Source organism: Amycolatopsis orientalis DSM 43388 (assembly GCF_000411975.1).
GTDB classification, from domain to species: domain Bacteria; phylum Actinomycetota; class Actinomycetes; order Mycobacteriales; family Pseudonocardiaceae; genus Amycolatopsis; species Amycolatopsis orientalis_D.
Map to the genome: position 1 here is coordinate 192,928 of NZ_ASXG01000126.1, position 16,570 is coordinate 209,497.

Annotated in this window: 14 protein-coding genes; 3 read left to right on the forward strand and 11 right to left on the reverse strand. The window is 72.2% G+C overall.

Going from position 1 to position 16,570, the window contains the following annotated elements; genetic code table 11:
• Positions 1-28: 28 nt before the first annotated feature.
• The 4 genes from L942_RS26305 to cmk form a co-directional block, all read right to left on the reverse strand.
• Positions 29-3,880, reverse strand: a complete 3,852-nt coding sequence (locus L942_RS26305) for a Pls/PosA family non-ribosomal peptide synthetase (protein ID WP_440201343.1) — start codon at positions 3,878-3,880, stop codon at positions 29-31.
• Positions 3,881-4,189: 309 nt separating this feature from the next.
• A complete protein-coding gene (gene der / locus L942_RS26310; RefSeq protein ID WP_037365387.1) occupies positions 4,190-5,671 on the reverse strand; it encodes a ribosome biogenesis GTPase Der in 1,482 nt (493 codons plus the stop codon).
• Positions 5,672-5,686: 15 nt separating this feature from the next.
• Positions 5,687-6,343 carry a lysophospholipid acyltransferase family protein gene (locus L942_RS26315; RefSeq protein ID WP_037365389.1) on the reverse strand — a complete coding sequence of 219 codons (657 nt, stop codon included), beginning with the start codon at positions 6,341-6,343 and terminating at the stop codon, positions 5,687-5,689.
• Positions 6,340-7,065 carry a (d)CMP kinase gene (gene cmk, locus L942_RS26320; protein WP_037365393.1) on the reverse strand — a complete coding sequence of 242 codons (726 nt, stop codon included), beginning with the start codon at positions 7,063-7,065 and terminating at the stop codon, positions 6,340-6,342. The genes L942_RS26315 and cmk overlap by 4 nt, the downstream gene beginning before the upstream one ends.
• Positions 7,066-7,292: 227 nt before the next feature.
• Here cmk and L942_RS26325 point away from each other — a divergent pair, with 227 nt between their 5' ends.
• The 3 genes from L942_RS26325 to L942_RS26335 are packed head-to-tail and all read left to right on the forward strand — an operon-like array spanning position 7,293 to position 9,370.
• The gene (locus L942_RS26325; RefSeq protein ID WP_037365396.1) at positions 7,293-7,661 is read left to right on the forward strand and encodes a DUF4267 domain-containing protein; all 369 of its coding nucleotides are present in this window, start codon (positions 7,293-7,295) and stop codon (positions 7,659-7,661) included.
• Positions 7,662-7,697: 36 nt separating this feature from the next.
• Entirely contained in the window at positions 7,698-8,180 is a 483-nt protein-coding gene (locus L942_RS26330) for a cation:proton antiporter regulatory subunit (RefSeq protein WP_037365497.1), read from the forward strand.
• A complete protein-coding gene (locus tag L942_RS26335) occupies positions 8,180-9,370 on the forward strand; it encodes a cation:proton antiporter (RefSeq protein WP_037365400.1) in 1,191 nt (396 codons plus the stop codon). Before L942_RS26330 ends, L942_RS26335 begins: the two co-directional genes overlap by 1 nt.
• Positions 9,371-9,428: 58 nt before the next feature.
• On the opposite strand, the gene L942_RS26340 is transcribed toward L942_RS26335, so the two are convergent.
• From L942_RS26340 to xerD, 7 genes are all read right to left on the reverse strand, one after another.
• A complete protein-coding gene (locus L942_RS26340; RefSeq protein ID WP_106965023.1) occupies positions 9,429-11,330 on the reverse strand; it encodes a Xaa-Pro dipeptidyl-peptidase in 1,902 nt (633 codons plus the stop codon).
• 88 nt (positions 11,331-11,418) lie between these two features.
• Positions 11,419-12,171 (reverse strand): pseudouridine synthase, encoded by a 753-nt coding sequence (locus L942_RS26345; protein ID WP_037365403.1) that lies wholly within the window; start codon positions 12,169-12,171, stop codon positions 11,419-11,421.
• Positions 12,161-13,015 (reverse strand): SMC-Scp complex subunit ScpB, encoded by an 855-nt coding sequence (scpB, locus tag L942_RS26350; RefSeq protein WP_037365406.1) that lies wholly within the window; start codon positions 13,013-13,015, stop codon positions 12,161-12,163. Before scpB ends, L942_RS26345 begins: the two co-directional genes overlap by 11 nt.
• Positions 13,012-14,028 carry a segregation and condensation protein A gene (locus L942_RS26355; RefSeq protein WP_037365408.1) on the reverse strand — a complete coding sequence of 339 codons (1,017 nt, stop codon included), beginning with the start codon at positions 14,026-14,028 and terminating at the stop codon, positions 13,012-13,014. Before L942_RS26355 ends, scpB begins: the two co-directional genes overlap by 4 nt.
• The gene (locus L942_RS26360) at positions 14,028-14,441 is read right to left on the reverse strand and encodes a hypothetical protein (protein WP_037365411.1); all 414 of its coding nucleotides are present in this window, start codon (positions 14,439-14,441) and stop codon (positions 14,028-14,030) included. The genes L942_RS26355 and L942_RS26360 overlap by 1 nt, the downstream gene beginning before the upstream one ends.
• Positions 14,438-15,469, reverse strand: a complete 1,032-nt coding sequence (locus tag L942_RS26365; RefSeq protein ID WP_037365413.1) for a ParA family protein — start codon at positions 15,467-15,469, stop codon at positions 14,438-14,440. The genes L942_RS26360 and L942_RS26365 overlap by 4 nt, the downstream gene beginning before the upstream one ends.
• A gap of 132 nt (positions 15,470-15,601) precedes the next feature.
• Positions 15,602-16,534 (reverse strand): site-specific tyrosine recombinase XerD, encoded by a 933-nt coding sequence (gene xerD / locus L942_RS26370; protein ID WP_106965024.1) that lies wholly within the window; start codon positions 16,532-16,534, stop codon positions 15,602-15,604.
• Between the last annotated feature and the right edge of the window lie 36 nt (positions 16,535-16,570).

Consider the following 16,570-nt stretch of genomic DNA (forward strand, 5'->3'; position numbering starts at 1 on the left):
CGAGACGGGGTCCGCAACGCTCGCGCCCTCACCGCCGCCAGGCCGAGATCGGATTGCCGAGCCAGCGGGTGTCCGCGGGCACCGCGTCGCCGCGCGTCACGAGCGAGCCCGGGCCCACCGTGGTGCGCGCGCCGATGCTCGCGCCCGGCAGCACGATCCCGTGCGGGCCGAGCGTCGCGCCCTCTTCCAGCGTCACCCGCGACATGGTCATGATCCGGTCGTGGAACAGGTGCGTCTGGACCACGCAGCCGCGGTTGATCGTCGCGCCGTCGCCCAGCTCGACGAGGTCCGATTCGGGCAGCCAGTACGTGTCCAGCCAGACGCCGCGGCCGATCTTGACGCCCATCGTGCGCAGCCACGCGGGCAGCAGCGGCGTGCCGCCGAGCGCTCCGATCAGCCACGGCACCGCGAGCGCCTCGACGAACGTGTCGGCCAGCTCGTTGCGCCAGACGAACGAACTCCACAGCGGGTGGTCGATCTCGCGGAACTTGCCGACCAGCAGCCACTTCGCCGCGGTCGCGGTCAGCGCCGCGACGATCCCGGCCGCCAGCAGCACCGGCCCGGCCAGCAGCGCGGCGACCCAGAACCCGCCCCACGACGCCAGCGCCAGCAGCGAAGCCGCGACGCCGACGGTCAGCGCGACCGCGCACATCACCGGCAGGATCCGGCACAGCTCGACCAAGGCCCGCGCCGCCTTCAGGTGCAGCGGCGGCGTGTAGGTGCGGCTGGTGTCGCTCTCCTCCACCGCGCGGCGCACCGGCAGCGGCGGCATGCCCAGGTACGACGAGCCCTTCTTCGCCTTGGCCGGCGTCGAGGACAGCACCCCGACGAGCCCGCGCTTCGGCACCGAACGGCCCGGCGCGGTCATCCCCGAGTTGCCGAGGAACGCCTGCTTGCCGATCCGCGCCGGAGCCGCGTGCAGCCAGCCGTGGCCCAGTTCGTAGGTGGCGACCATGGTGTCGTCGGCCAGGAACGCGCCACTGTCCACTTTGGTCATCTTCGGCAGCGCGAGGACGGTCGACGCCTCGACGTTGCGGCCGACCTTCGCGCCGAGCAGCCGCAGCCACACCGGCGTGAACAGGCTGGCGTACAACGGGAACAGGCCTTCGCGGGCCATCCCCATCAGCCGTTCGGTCGCCCAGACCTGCCACGCGACGCGCCCGTGCACCGGGTGGTAGCCCTCGACCATGCCGACGCCCAGCGCGCGCACTCCGGCCAGCACGAGCAGCGCGTACGTGAGGAAGTAGGCGACGGTCGCGACCGGCACGAACAGCAGCGCCTGTGCCAGCGCGGCACCCAGGCTCGAGGTGCCGGACACCGCGTAGCCAAGCACCGCGACGCCGGGCAGCGCGGCGATCCCGGGCAGCAGCCCGAGGAACACCGAGGTCGCGCCGTACACCGCGGCCCAGAACCGCGAGCGCGGCGGGCGGCTCGACGGCCACTTCAGCGCGTCCTTGGCGTCCGAGCGCACCGCCGGCGAACCGGCCCAGCGCTGGCCGGCCGGGACCGCGCCGCGCACCGTCGAACCGGCGGCGATCTCCGCGCCCTTGCCGATCCGGGCGCCGGGGAACAGCGTGCTGCGCGCGCCGACCCGGGCCTCGGCGCCGATCCGCACCTTGCCGATGTGCACGACGTCGCCGTCGACCCAGTGCCCGGACAGGTCGACCTCGGGCTCCACCGCGGCGCCGCGGCCCAGCTTGAGGAGACCGGTGACCGGCGGCGGCGAATGCAGGTCGACGTCCTTGCCGATGCGCGCGCCCAGCGCCTTCGCGTACGTCGTCATCCACGACGCGCCCGCGACGCTGTCCGCCCCGCTGAACTCGGCCAGCTTCTCGGCGGTCCACAGTCGCAAGTGGACACTCCCGCCGCGCGGGTACGTGCCCGGCCGCACCCCGGCAAGCAGCACGCGCGCGCCGCCCGCGGCGATGGCGATCCGGCCAGCCGGGGTGAACAGCACCAGGTAGGCGAGCACCAGCCACGCCCAGTTCAGCGTCGGCGCCCAGGAAACGCCCAGCAGCGCCAGCACGTTCGAGCAGGCGGCGGCGAGCGTCGTCCAGCGCAGCCCGACGAGACCCATCAGCGGGACCATCAGCAGCGACTGCACCAGCCCGGCGCGGCGCGGCGTCGGCGCGATCTCGCGGCGCTCGGTCTCCTCGCCGCTCAGCGCGTCCAGCTTCGCGGCCAGCGCGCCCAGCTTCGGGTTCTGGTAGATGTCGCTGACCGACACCTCGGGGTGGCGGGTGCGGATGCGCGCGATCAGCTGCGCCGCGGTGAGGCTGCCGCCGCCGTTGGTGAAGAAGTCGGCATTCGCGGTGCTCACCGACACGCCGAGGATTTCGCTCCAGCCCTCGGCGAGCCACGCCTCGGTGGGCGACAGCCCGGCCGCGCTCGCGTCCACAGTGGACAGCGGCCACGGCAGCGCGGCGCGGTCGACCTTGCCGGACGTGCGGGTCGGCAGGTCGTCGATCGTCGCGAGCAGCGGCACCAGCGCGGCCGGAAGCTGCGCGCGCAGCCGGGTCGCGGCGTCGTCGGTGTCGAGGGTCTCGCCGTCCTCGGGCACGACATAGCCGACCAGGACCTGGTTGCCCGCCTTGGTGCGGCGGACGGCGGCGGCCGCGCCGCGCACGCCGGGCAGCGCCTGCAGCGCCGCGTCGACCTCGCCCAGCTCGATCCGGCGGCCGCCGAGCTTGATCTGCTCGTCCATCCGGCCGAGGAACAGCAGGCCTTCCGGCTCCGCGCGGACCATGTCGCCGCTGCGGTAGGCGCGCTCCCAGCCCATCGAAGGCAGCGGCGCGTACTTCTCCGCGTCCTTTTCCGCGTCGAGATACCGGGCCAGCCCGGCGCCGCCGATGACCAGCTCGCCGGTCTCGCCCATCGCGACGGGCTCGCCCGCCTCGTTCACCACGACGAGCTGCCAGCCGACCAGCGGCAGGCCGATCCGCACCGGGCCCTCGCCGGTCATCTGCGCGGCGCAAGCCACGACAGTCGCCTCGGTCGGGCCGTAGGTGTTCCACACTTCGCGGCCTTCGACGGCCACGCGCTCGGCCAGCTCCGGCGGGCAGGCTTCGCCGCCGAAGATGAGCAGCCGCACGTCTTCCAGCGCGTCCGCCGGCCACAGCGCGGCCAGCGTCGGGACCGTCGACACGACGGTGATGCCCTGCGAGACCAGCCACGGGCCGAGGTCGACGCCGGTGCGGACCAGCGCGCGCGGCGCGGGCACCAGGCAGGCGCCGTGCCGCCAGGCCAGCCACATCTCTTCGCAGGAGGCGTCGAACGCGACGCTCAGCCCGGCCAGCACGCGGTCGCCGGGGCCGATCGGCTCGTCGGCCAGGAAAAGCTGTGCTTCGGCGTCCACGAAAGCCGCCGCCGAGGCGTGCGTGACCGCGACGCCCTTCGGCTTGCCGGTGGAGCCGGAGGTGAAGATGATCCACGCGTCGTCGGCCGGGCCGGGCGTGCCGGTGGCGCCGCTCGGCGGGCCGGCGACGGCGATCTGGCCGTCGGTGGCGATCGCCGCGACGCCCGCCTCGCCGAACACCAGCTCGGCGCGCTCGTCGGGGTCGTCCGCGTCGACCGGCACGTACGCCGCGCCGACCGACAGCGTCGCCAGGATCGCGACGTACAGCTCGGCGGTGCCGGAGGAGATCCGGATGCCGACGCGGTCGCCGAGGCCGACGCCGTGCTCGCGCAGCCTGCGGGCGTACGCGTCGATCTCTTCCATCAGCCGGCGGTAGCTCAGCGGGCCGGTGCCGTCGTCGAGCGCGGCGGCGTTCGGGTGCCGCTCCGCGGTCTCGGTGAGGATGTCCAGGAGGGTGCGCTCGGCGACCGGAGCCGCGGTTTCGTACAAAGCGGGCGAGAGCGCGGCCTCGACGGCGAGCGCCAGGGCGTCGGCACTGCCGGAATCGGCGGTCAGCGTCACCGGGCCACCTCGGCGGCCGGGTGCGTTCCAGTATTCCGGAACGACGGGAACACGGTCGAACTCTGGGCGCGCAAGCCCATCACTCACCTTTCGCGAGCGTCATTCGGGCTGGCCATCCGAATGAGGCGCCCGTAGCGACCGTCTACCTTACGCGGCAATGAAGCGAAGGTCGCGTCAGGGTAACGACCGCGTGTCGGACGTCACGGCGCGCAGGCCAGGCAAGGGAATCCCGCGAAATCCGGTTCGCCGGGAATTCCCTTGCCGGGAAAGGAATCAGCGGTTGCGGGCCGCTTTTCCGCCCGCCTTCGGCTTCTGCTTCTTTTCGCGGACGCGCACATTCACCCGGACGGGGCTGCCCGCGAAGCCGAACTGCTCGCGGAATTTCCGCTCGATGAACCGGCGGTACCCGGCCTCGAGGAACCCGGTGGTGAACAGCACCAGCGTCGGCGGCCGGATGCCCGCCTGCGTCGCGAACAGCACCTTCGGCTGCTTGCCGCCGCGCACCGGCGGCGGCGTGGCCGCGATCAGGTCGGACAGCCAGCCGTTGAGCTGCCCGGTCGACACGCGCTGGTCCCACGACGACAGCGCCGTGCGCAGGGCGGGCGCGAGCTTGCGCACCGCGCGCCCGGTGAGCGCGGAGATGTTGACCTTCTCCGCCCACGGCACCCGCACGAGGCCGCGGTCCAGCTCGCGCACCATGGCGTGCCGGCGGTCCTCGTCGACCAGGTCCCATTTGTTGAACGCGAGCACGCACGCGCGGCCGGCCTCGACCACCATCGTCAGCACCCGCAGGTCCTGTTCGGTCAGCGGTTCGGAGGCGTCCAGCAGCACGATCGCGACCTCGGCCGCGTCGATCGCGGTCTTGGTGCGCAGCGAGGCGTAGTACTCCGCGCCGTCGGCGAAGTTGACGCGCTTGCGCAGCCCCGCGGTGTCCACGAACCGCCAGACCTCGCCGTCCAGCTCGACCAGCGAGTCGACCGGGTCGACCGTGGTGCCCGCGACCGAGTCGACCACCGAGCGCTGCTCGCCGGAAAGCCGGTTGAGCAGGCTGGACTTGCCGACGTTCGGCTTGCCGACCAGCGCGACGCGGCGCGGCCCGGCGGTCACCGTGCCGGCTTCGCGCGGCGCCTCGGGCAGCGCGGCCATGATCGAGTCGAGCAGGTCGCCCGAGCTGCGCCCGTGCAGCGCGCTGACCGGGTGCGGTTCGCCGAGGCCCAGCGACCACAGCGACGCGGTGTCGGCCAGCAGCCGGTCGTCGTCCACCTTGTTCGCGGCCAGCAGGACCGGCTTCTTCGAGCGGCGCAGCACGCGCGCGACGGCCTCGTCGGTGGCGGTGGCCCCGACCGTCGCGTCGACCACCAGCAGCACCGCGTCCGCGGTCTGCATGGCCATCTCGGCCTGCTGCGCGACCGAGGCCTGCAGGCCGGTCGCGTCGGGCTCCCAGCCGCCGGTGTCGACGAGCGTGAACCGCCGCCCGGCCCAGAACGCGTCGTAGGCGACGCGGTCGCGCGTCACGCCCGGCACGTCCTGCACGACCGCTTCCCGGCGCCCGAGGATGCGGTTGACCAGCGTGGACTTGCCCACGTTCGGCCGGCCGACCACAGCGAGCACCGGCTGCGCGGCGGCGGCGCGGCCGTCGGCCTCCTCGGCCTCGATCTTCGCGTCGAGCGCGGCGAACTCGGACTCGTCGGCCCACGTTCCGTCGATCTCGCCGAGACCGTCCACCGCGCTGTCGGCGGCGTCAAACCCTGTCATCGTTTCCCACTTCGCCTACGGCGTGGCGAACCCGTGTTCGCCCCGCCAGTCGTCCAAAGCCTGTACGAGCGCCGCGAGCTGCGCACGCAGCTCTTCGGTGCCCTGGTCGAGCCCTTTGCGGCCCGGACCGACCTTCAGCGCGAACGGCTCCCCGAAGAGGAGGTCCACGCGCGGGCGCCACCGCCGTTTCCCGTCGGCGGGCTTGCGCGTCCCGCGGATCGCCACCGGCAGCACCGTGGCGCCCGAAGCGCGCACGAGCCACGCCGCGCCGCGTTCGGCGGCCCCGACGTCGCCCTCGCCGCGGGTGCCTTCCGGGAAGATCCCGACGGCCCCGCCCGCTTTGAGCACGCCGACCGCCGTGGTCAGCGGCGTCCGGTCGATCTCGCCCCGGCGGACCGGGATCTGGCCGATCGCCCGCAGGAGCCGCCCGGCGACGCCCTTGAACAGCTCGGCCTTGGCCAGGAACGCGCTGCGCCGCGGAAGCATTCCGATCAGCAGCTGCGGATCGACGTTCGAGCTGTGGTTCGCGATCACGACGAGCGGCCCGTCGGCGGGCACCCGGTCGCGGCCGTGCACCCGGATCCGGAACGCCGGACGCAGATAATACCGGCCCGCGGCCCGCCCGATGTCGAGCAGGAGCCCGTTCGCCCCCTCGGGAAGGGCGCCGCTCACCGGCTGACCCCGGCCTCGGCGGCAGCCGGTTCGGCCGGGCAGTCGCCGAGCAGCCCGCGCCCGCGGGCGAGTTCGGCCAGCGCGACGATCACCTGGTCGATCGTCAGCTCGGAGGTGTCCACCTGGACCGCGTCCCCGGCCGCGCGCAGCGGCGAGGCGGCGCGGGTGGAGTCGATCCGGTCGCGGCGCTCCACCGATTCCCGGGCGGATTCGACGCTGGACGCGCGGCCGGCCGCGGAGTCCTGGGTGTTCCGCCGCGCGGCGCGGACCTCGGCCGAGGCGGTGAGGTAGACCTTGAGCGGCGCGTCCGGCGCGACGGTGGTGCCGATGTCGCGGCCCTCCACGACGATCCCGCCGTCGTCCTCGACCGCGTCGGCGATCATCCGGCGCTGCCGGGCGACGAGCACCTCGCGCACCTGCGCCACGGCCGACACCGGCGAAACCGCCCCGGTCACCTCGGGGCCGCGGATCTCGGCGGCCACGTCCTCGCCGGCCAGCCGGACGTCCGGCCGCTCCGGGTCGGTGCCCAGCGAGAAGTCGACGTCGTGCGCGAACGCCCCGACCGCGTGCTCGTCGGCGAGGTCGATCCCGGCCCGCAGCGCGGCCAGCGTGACGACGCGGTACATCGCTCCGGTGTCGAGGTAGCGGGCGCTCAGCCGTCCGGCGAGCTTGCGCGCCACCGTGGTCTTGCCGGTTCCCGACGGGCCGTCCAGCGCGACCACCCCACGTAGGGCTCCCGTCACCGATGTTCTCCTCACGCTCGTCCCGCACTCCCGGTCCGGTTCATTCTGCCGGTAGCCGGTCCCGCCGCCTCAGCCGGTGCCCGCCGGGAAGCGGGCCGGCGGCGCGCACCGCCGCCTCAGCGTTCTTTCAGTCGCCGCTAGACAACCTAGCGGCGCTAAGTTAGCGTTGCACTTGTTCCTAGCACTGCTAACTCCGGAGGGTCCCCATGCTGATCGCCGCTTACGTCCTCGCCGCCATCCCCGTCCTCGGGATCATCTACGTCGGGTTCACCTATCTGTTCGCGCCGGCGAAAACCGCCGCCACGTTCGGCCTGCGGGAGATCCCGACCGGCTCGACCGCGTTCTTCGAAATCAAAGGAGACCGCGACCTCGGCACCGGGCTGATCCTCGGCGTCGCGATGCTGGCGGGCAGCGCGCACCTCGTCGGCTGGCTGCTGCTCGCCGCGACCGTGATGCCGGTCTGCGACATGCTGATCATCCTGCGGCACAACGGGAAGAAGGGAATGGCCTACGGCGTGCACGGCGCCACCGCCGCGTTCATGGCCGCCACCTCGGTGCTCTTCCTGCTGGGCTGAACTCCGCGAATCGGACAATGAGTTACCGTGGCGAGCGTGAACGTCGAAGTCACCCCACTTCCCGGAATCGGTGTCCGCAAGGACTTCGCCACCCGCGCGGGACGCCGCATCGGCGTCGTCACCCAGCGGGACGGCAAGATCGAGCTGATCGTCTCCAAATCCGACGATCCGGACGCCTGCCTCGCGTCGCTGCCGCTGACCGCGGACGAGGCGGGCGCGCTCTCGAACCTGCTGGGCGCGCCGCAGCTGGTGGCGCAGCTGAACGAGGAGCACCGCGAGCTGCCCGGGATCAACACGAAGCAGCTGCCGATCACCTCCGACAGCCCGTTCGACGGCCGCTCGCTCGGCGACACCGCGATGCGCACGCGCACCGGCGTCTCGATCGTCGCGGTGATGCGGGCCGGCCAGGTGCACCCGTCGCCGACGCCGGACTTCCTCTTCACCGCCGGCGACCTGCTCGTCGTGGTCGGCACGTCCGAGGGCCTGGAAGCCGCCGCCAAGATCCTCAAGCACGGCTGATGGACCACACCGCACTTTCGCTGATCGAACTCGGCGCGGTCTTCTTCGTGCTCGGCGCGCTGGGCAGGCTCGCCGGCCGGATCGGCCTCTCCCCCATCCCCCTGTACCTGCTCGGCGGCCTGTGCTTCGGCTCCGGCGGCCTGATCCCGCTCGCCGACATCGGCGATTTCGCCCACCTCGCCAGCGAAATCGGCGTGGTGCTGCTGCTCTTGCTGCTGGGCCTGGAGTACTCCGCGGCCGAACTGTTCACCGGCATGCGGCGGTCGTGGACCGCGGGCCTGGTCGACATCGTGCTCAACGCCGCCCCCGGCGCGGCGGTCGCGCTGCTGCTGGGCTGGGGCCCGATCGGCGCGATCGTCATGGCCGGCGTCACCTACATCTCGTCGTCCGGCATCATCGCGAAGGTCCTCGGCGACCTCGGCCGGCTGGGCAACCGGGAGACGCCGGTGGTCCTGTCGATCCTCGTGTTCGAGGACCTGGTGATGGCGCTGTACCTGCCGATCCTGACCGCGATCCTCGGCGGCGTCAGCCTGCTCGGCGGGCTGGAAGCGGTCGGCATCTCGCTGCTGGTGATCACCGTGGTGCTGGTGATCGCGCTCAAGTTCGGCCGCTACGTCTCGGCGCTGGTGGACAGCGACGACCGGGAAGTGTTCCTGCTCAAGATCCTCGGCGCGGCGCTGCTGGTGGCCGGCATCGCGTCGGCGCTGCAGGTGTCCGCTGCGGTCGGGGCGTTCCTGCTCGGCATCGCGGTGTCCGGCTCGACCGCGCACAACGCGACCCGGCTGCTGGAACCGTTGCGGGACTTGTTCGCCGCGATGTTCTTCGTGGTGTTCGGATTGAACACGAACCCGGCGTCGATCCCGCCGGTGCTCGGATGGGCCGCGGTGCTCGCGGTCGTGACGACGCTGACGAAGGTGGCCACCGGATGGTGGGCTGCCCGCCGGCAGAAAATCGGACGGCTCGGCCGCGCCCGGGCCGGGGCGGCGTTGGTCGCGCGGGGCGAGTTTTCGATCGTCATCGCCGGGCTGGCGGTCACCGCCGGCGCGGTGGACGGCGAACTGGCCGCGCTGGCCACGGCTTACGTGCTGCTGATGGCGATCCTCGGTCCGACCGCGGCGCGAGTGGTCGAGCCGATCGCGAAAGCCTTTCAGCGCAAGGCCGCGGCAAAGGAAACCGTCGCCGCCAGCTGACGTCCGTGAGGGGACCCCGAGGGAATCTGATCCCTTCAGGGTTCCCCTCACGGCTTTGTCAGCGGAGGTCGAAGCGCGCGGCAGCCGGAACGTGCGCCAGCGGACCCGCCGGCGCGGATTCGGTCCGCGGACGCGCCGGGACCGTGCCGACCAACGGAATCCGGGCCGACGTCTTGGCCAGGTCGATGGTCAGCTGGGGCGGATTCGCGGGCGCGGTGATGAAACCGTTGTCCGTCCCGCCGATCACCAGGGCCAGCCGGTGCCCGGCCGGGACCAGGTGGTCCGTGCTGGCCAGCCGGAACGTCATCGTGTACGCCTTGCCCGGCGCGAGCCGCGCTTCCCGGCTCAGCGACTGGTAATTCGCCAGGTCCGCCCAGCCGCGGCTGATGATCGTGTAGTCCACCTTCGTCGTGTCCGCGCTGGTCACCTTGTAGCAAGCGCTGTCGCCGTCGGTGCTCGAACCCCAGCACGTGCGGTCCGTGCCGGTGACGATTCCTTCGCCGGATCCCGAGAAATTGCGGATCGTCGCGGGGCCGTAGTCCACCAGCAACGCCGACAGATGCGCGGTCGAGGTGCTCGGCGTGGCCGTCACGGTGATCGACGAGGTGCCCGAAATCTGCACTGGAGCCGTGAGCGCAGCAGTGCTGTAGAGGACACGGTTCGCCGACGTGGCCGAAGGATTCGCCGCCCACTCGTTCTCGCCGGCATTCGGGTTGTCGATGAACGAAGCGCGGCCCTGACCGCCCGAGGTGCCGAGCGTGCCGACGCCAGGCGTGCGACCCGGCTGCGGACGCAAAACCGTCTCCGTCGTCCCCGGAGCCGGGTAGGTGGCTTCGTCGACCCACTGGTCCGGCTGGCGCTCGACGGTCGCCATCGGTTCCTTCTCGATGCCGTTGTCGATGCCCATCAGGTAGTGGTCGAACCACCGGTGCAGGGTGTCGACCCACTCGGCGCGCCGGTAGTCGAACGGGTCGACGTGGCCGGTCTGGGCGAGCCAGATCTTGCGCTGCACGCCCTTCGCGGCGAGCGCGTCCCACCATTGCCCGTAGTTGATCGGCATGACGTTCAGGTCGTTCACGCCGTGCGAAACGAACACGCTGGCGCGCACGTTCTTCGCGTTCGCCACGTAGTCGCGCTCCGCCCACAGCGGCCCGTAGTCGCCGTTCGCGGTCGCGCCCTCGGCGAGTTTCCGGTTCTGCGCCGAGCAATCCTGGCCGCCGTTGCGCCGCTCGACGGTCTGCGCGAGCCCGTCCGGGTTGAAGCCGAACGACACGCCGTCCGAGCGGTAGTAGTCGTACCAGGAGCTGATCGCGGAGATCGGCACGATGGTCTTGAGCCCCTCGACGCCGGTCGAGGCGACGCCGTTGGCGATGGTGCCGTCGTAGGACTTGCCGATCATCCCGACGCCGCCGTCGCTCCAGCCCGCCGACATCTTCGTGCCGCCGGTCTTCGCGGTGTAGCCGGTCGCGCGGCCGTTCAGCCAGTCGACGACCTTCTTCGCCGACTGCACGTCGGAGTTGCCGCCGACGTCCACGCAGCCGGTCGACCGGTTGGTGCCCGCCAAGTCCACCAGCACGACCGCGTACCCGCGGGGCACGAAGTAGTTGTCGTAGAACAGCGGGAAGCCGACCGGGCGGCCCTCGGCGTCGTAGGTCTTGAACTGGGTTTCGTTCCCGCGCCCCACCGAGGAGTAGTACGGGCTGGCGTCCATGATCACCGGGATCTTCTTGCCCGCCTCGGCCGGTTCCCTCGGCCGCACGATGTCCGCGGCGACCCGGTCCGGGACGCCGTCCCCGTCGCCGTCCCGGCCGAGGTCGACCCACACCGTTTCGCGGATCGCCCCGGCGTAGTCGTACTGCGGCTCAGTCGCGGTTCTCGCCGGGGCGGCCGTCGCGGCCGCCGGCGCCACCACTCCCGCGGCCAGCACCGCGGCGGCGCACAGCCCTGTCAGCACACGCATTCCCGTCGCCCTCCAGAGTCTTCGTCGGGTGCCGACAACTCTGGTCGGGGCGCGGGGCCTGGCAGCAGGGCCGAAAGTGGGGAACCGGTCAGAGTCCCACGGTGCGGTACAGCGAGCCGACCTCGCCTCGGTTCAGCCTGCGGATCGTGCCCTGGCGCTGGTTGCCCAACTGCACGTCGCCGACCGCGGTGCGCACCAGCTTGCGCACCGGATGCCCGGTGGCCGCCATCAGCCTGCGCACGATGTGCTTGCGGCCCTCGTGGATCACCAGCTCGACCATGCTCCGGCCGGAATGCATGTCCTTGACCCGGAACTGGTCGACCTTCACGATCCCGTCCGGCAGCTCCCAGCCCGCGCGCAGCTGCTTGCCCAGCCCGCGCGGCACCAGGCCCTCGACCTCCGCGAAGTACGTCTTGAGCACCCGGTACGACGGATGCATCAGCCGGTGCCCGAGGTCGCCGTCGTTGGTCAGCAGCAGCAGGCCCTCGGTGTTCTCGTCCAGCCGCCCGACGTGCACGACGCCCGGGGTCTCCTCCCACCGGCCGCGCAGGTAGTCGCCGACGCACGGGCGGCCCCGGTCGTCGGACATCGTGGAGTGCACGCCCTTGGGCTTGTTGAACGCGAGGTACACGAGGTCGTCGCGGAGGTTGACCCGCGTCCCGTCGACGTGGATCACCGCCGACTCGGGGTGCACGCGGCGGCCCAGCTCGGTGACGACCTCGCCGTCCACCTCCACGCGGCCGGCCGCGATCAGGTCCTCGGCGGCGCGGCGCGAAGCCACGCCGGCCTGCGACAGGACCTTCTGCAGGCGGATGCCGTCGGGGTGCTGCTCAGATGTCATCGATGGTGTCCACTTCGGGTAGCAGCGGAGCGATCGGGGGCAGGTCGTTCAGCGACGACAGCCCCAGTCGCTCCAGGAACAGCTCGGTCGTCACGTACAGCGTGCCCGTGGTCTCCGGGTCGGTGCCCATCTCCTCGATGAGCCCCCGCGCCAGCAGGGTCCGGATCACGCCGTCCACGTTCACCCCGCGCACCGCCGCGACCCGGGCCCGGGTGACCGGCTGCCGGTACGCGATCACGGCGAGGCTCTCCAGCGCGGCTCTGGTCAGCTTCGACCGCTGGCCGTCCAGCAGGAGCTTCTCCACGAACGGGGCGTAGGTGTCCCTAGTGTAGAACCGCCACCCTTCGCCGACGCGCCGCAGGTCGATCCCGCTGGCCCGCTCGGTGAACTTCTGCGCCATCGTCCGCAGCGCGACGGTCACCCGGGCGACCGGCTGGTCCAGCGTCTCGGCGAGGGAATCCTCCGCGATCGGCGAATCCACCACCAGCAGCAGCGCTTCGAGGGCGGCTTCGAGCGCCTCGTCGTCCTCGACGCTGGGCAGCCCGTTGTCCACGGCGACCAAGCCCTCGTCGTCGGACGGCTCGGTTTCCGGCTCGGCTTCGGTTTCCGAAGCGGCTTCCGCGGCTTCCGGCTCGGCGGCGGCAGGTTCCGCGGCCTCAGGCTCGCCTGGCTCCGCGGTTCCGGGCTCCGGCTCGGCCTCGTCGTCCGGCCGCGGCGCGGTTTCCGGGGCCTCGGCGTGTCCGGTCCCCTCGACCGCGGCCTGTTCGGCCTCGACCTGAGCCTCTTCCGCCGGAGCGTCCGGGGTTTCCTCCCGCTCCGGTGCGCGGTCGTCTTCGGTGCTCACCCGTATTCCTCCTCCTCGGCCGCCGCGCGGTCCTGCTCGGCGGCGGCGGACGCCTCGGCCACGCTGCCGCCGGTCCAGCGGACGTGCAGCTCCGCCAACGCCTCCAGCTGGTCGAACTGCACCGCCGATTCGCGGTAGAGCTCCAGCAGCGCGAGGAACCGGGCCACGACCTCCACCGTGTGCTCGCAGTCCGAGGTCAGTTCCTTGAACGTGGCCTGCCCGGCCTCGGCGAGCTTCACCCGCAGCAGCGCGGCGTGCTCGCGCACGGACACCCGTCCCATGTGGATGTGCGCGATCGACACCTGCGGCGGCGGTTTCGGCCGGAACACCGCGACCGCGATCTCCGCGAACCGCTCCGGCGTGACGCCCAGCATCACCTCCGGCAGCAGCCCCAGGTACCGCTCCTCCAGCGCCACCGACCGCGGGTACCGCCGCAGCGCGCCTTCCTCCAGCTCGCCGAACAGCGCGGCCACCTGCTTGTACGCGCGGTACTGCAGCATCCGCGCGAACAGCACGTCGCGGGCTTCCAGCAGGGCCAGGTCGTCCTCGTTCTCGACCTCGGCCGCGGGCAGCAGCCGGGCGGCCTTGAGGTCGAGCAGGGTCGCCGCGATCACCAGGAACTCGGTGGTCTCGTCGAGGTTCCAGTCCGGGCCGAGCGCGCGGGTGTAGGCGATGAAGTCGTCGGTGACCGTGTGCAGGGCGACCTCGGTGACGTCCAGCTGATGCTGCGAGATCAGCTGCAGCAGCAGGTCGAACGGGCCCTCGAAGTTCTGCAGCCGCACCTTGAACTTCGAGGTGCCTTCCTCGGCGGCGGCGTACCCCTCGGGGATGGTGCCGCCGTGCACGGTCTGGTGCTCGGCCGGCGCGGGCTCGGCTTCCCCGGAAGTCTCCGGGGAGTCCGCGGCCGCCGCGCCGTCCGTGCTTTCGGTGCCCTCGGCGCCTTCAGTGCTCTCGGTGCTGTCCGAGACTGCCGCTTCCGGCTCCGGCAGCTCGGCCGATGCCGGTTCGTCCATCAGCCCTCGGTTCCGCCGTCCTCGCCGCTCGCCCGCAATCGCTGCACCAGCACGGACTCCTCGCCGCGCTGGTCGAAGTCGGCGAGCAGCACCGCGACCGCCTCGCGGACCAGCCGGCCCCGGTCGACGACCAGCTCGTGCTTGGCGCGCAGGTTCAGCCGGGCCTGCTCCATCGCGAGCAGTTCCTCGCCGGAGACGTAGACGGTGATCTTCGCGTCGTGCTTGGTGCGCCCGGAGCCGCTGCGCGCGGCGTTGCGGGCCAGCTGCTCGGCCTCGCCGCCCGCGGGCTTCGCGGCGCGCTGCACCGGTTCCGCGGGCGCGGGCACCGCGGGACGGTCGAGCGCGGGGGTGGCCGGGCTGGAGGTGAGGCGGAAAAGCTCCGACGCTCCGGGCAGGGAAGCGCGCCTGCTCACCGAGCGATCACCTCGCGGGCCAGCGCGCGGTAGGCCGCGGCGCCGGCGGACTTGGGGGCCCAGGTCGTGATGGGTTCGCCCGCGACCGTCGTCTCGGGGAACCGCACGGTGCGGTTGATCACCGTGTCGAACACGGTGTCGCCGAATGCCTCCACCACGCGAGCCATGACCTCCTTCGAGTGCAGGGTTCTCGGGTCGTACATCGTGGCGAGAATCCCCGTGATGTCCAGTTTGGGGTTGAGGCGTTCCTGCACCTTCTCGATCGTGTCGATCAGGAGCGCGACGCCTCGCAGACTGAAGAACTCGCACTCCAGGGGGATGATCACACCGTCCGCGGCGGTCAGTGCGTTCACCGTCAACAGGCCGAGCGAGGGCTGGCAGTCGACAAGAACATAGTCGTAGTCGTTCATCACCGGACGAAGGACCCGTAACAACGTGTGCTCGCGCCCTACCTCTGCGACGAGCTGGACCTCCGCCGCGGACAGGTCGATGTTGCTCGGCAGCAGGTCAACGCCGTCGACGCGGGTTTTGCGGAGCACGTCCTCGATCTTGACCGAGCGCTCCATGATGACGTTGTAGACCGTCTGGTCCAGTTCGTGCGGCTGGATGCCGAGCCCGACCGACAGCGCGCCCTGCGGGTCGAAGTCGACCAGCAGCACCCGGCGGCCGCATTCGGCGAGCGCGGCCCCGAGGTTGATCGTGGACGTGGTCTTGCCGACCCCGCCCTTCTGGTTGCACATGGCGAGGACTTTCGCCGGGCCGTGCCGCTCCAGCGGCGGCGGCTCGGGGATCTCGCGCAGCGGGCGCCCGGTCGGCCCGATCCCGCTCTCCGCGCGCTCCTTCGCCCGCATCCGGGCGCGTTCGGCGCGCGTGCGCGGCTGCTGCGGCTCGTCGCCCTCGTGGTCTGCCGGGGTGGCGATCCGCGCGTGCTCGAGGTTCGCCGCGGCCGAACCGGCGGACCCGGCGGCCCCGGCTGGCCCGGCGGACGCTGCCGGGTCCTCCGGCTGGTTCGGGGTCGGTGTCGACATGGCGCGAAAGCTCCTTGTTCGGCGGGGTCTCGCGCAGCCTATGCGGATTTCCGGAGCCCCGGCAAAGCGCCGCGCCGGGCCGCGCGGACCGAGTCACCGCAGCGTGGGAAGGCCCTCGGCCGCGCCGGGCGATCAGCCGAGCGCACGCGGATGCGCGGTGGCGTAGACCTCTCGCAGCGTCGTGACCGTGACGAGCGTGTACACCTGGGTCGTGGTCACCGAGGCGTGGCCGAGGAGTTCCTGCACCACGCGGACGTCCGCGCCGCCTTCGAGCAGGTGGGTGGCGAACGAGTGGCGCAGGGTGTGCGGCGAGACCGCGGCGGTGATCCCGGCCCGCTCGGCGGTGTCCTTGAGCACCTGCCACGCGCTCTGCCGGGAAAGCCGGCTGCCGCGGGCGTTGAGGAAGATCGCCGACGTGCCCCGTCCGTTCGCGGCGAGCGCGGGACGGGCGCGGACCAGGTACGCGTCGAGCGCTTCCAGCGCGGGACGGCCGATCGGCACCAGCCGTTGCTTGCCGCCCTTGCCGTCGAGCAGGACGGTGCGCTCGGTGTCGTCCACGTCGTCCACGTCGAGCCCGACCGCCTCGGAGATCCGGGCGCCGGTCGAGTAGAGCAGCTCCAGCAGCGCGCGGTCGCGCAAGGCGCGTTCGCCGTCCGGCGGCGGAGTGTCGAGCAGCTTGAGGACATCCGCGACCGGCAACGCCTTGGGCAGCCGTTTCGCCGCGGCGGGCGGACGGACGTCGCGCGCGGGGTCGTGTTCGGTGAGCCCGTCGGCGTGCGCGAACTTGTGCAGCCCGCGCACCGCGACGAGCGCCCGCGCGGCCGACGACGCCGCCAGCGGCTGATGCTCTTCGTCGCCCTCGCGCAGTGCGGCGCCGAACGAAGTGACGTGCGCGGGCGTGACCTCGGTCAGCCGCTCGACCCCCGCCGCTTCCAGATGGGCCGCGTAGCGGCGGAGGTCGCGGGAGTAGCTGTCGAGGGTGTTGCGGGCAGTGCCGCGTTCCACGACGAGGTGGTCGAGGTACGTGGCGATCGCGCCCCGCACCTCGACACCCGCATCGTTCACGCCGCCACTCTAGGACGGCGCACCGACAGAACCGGG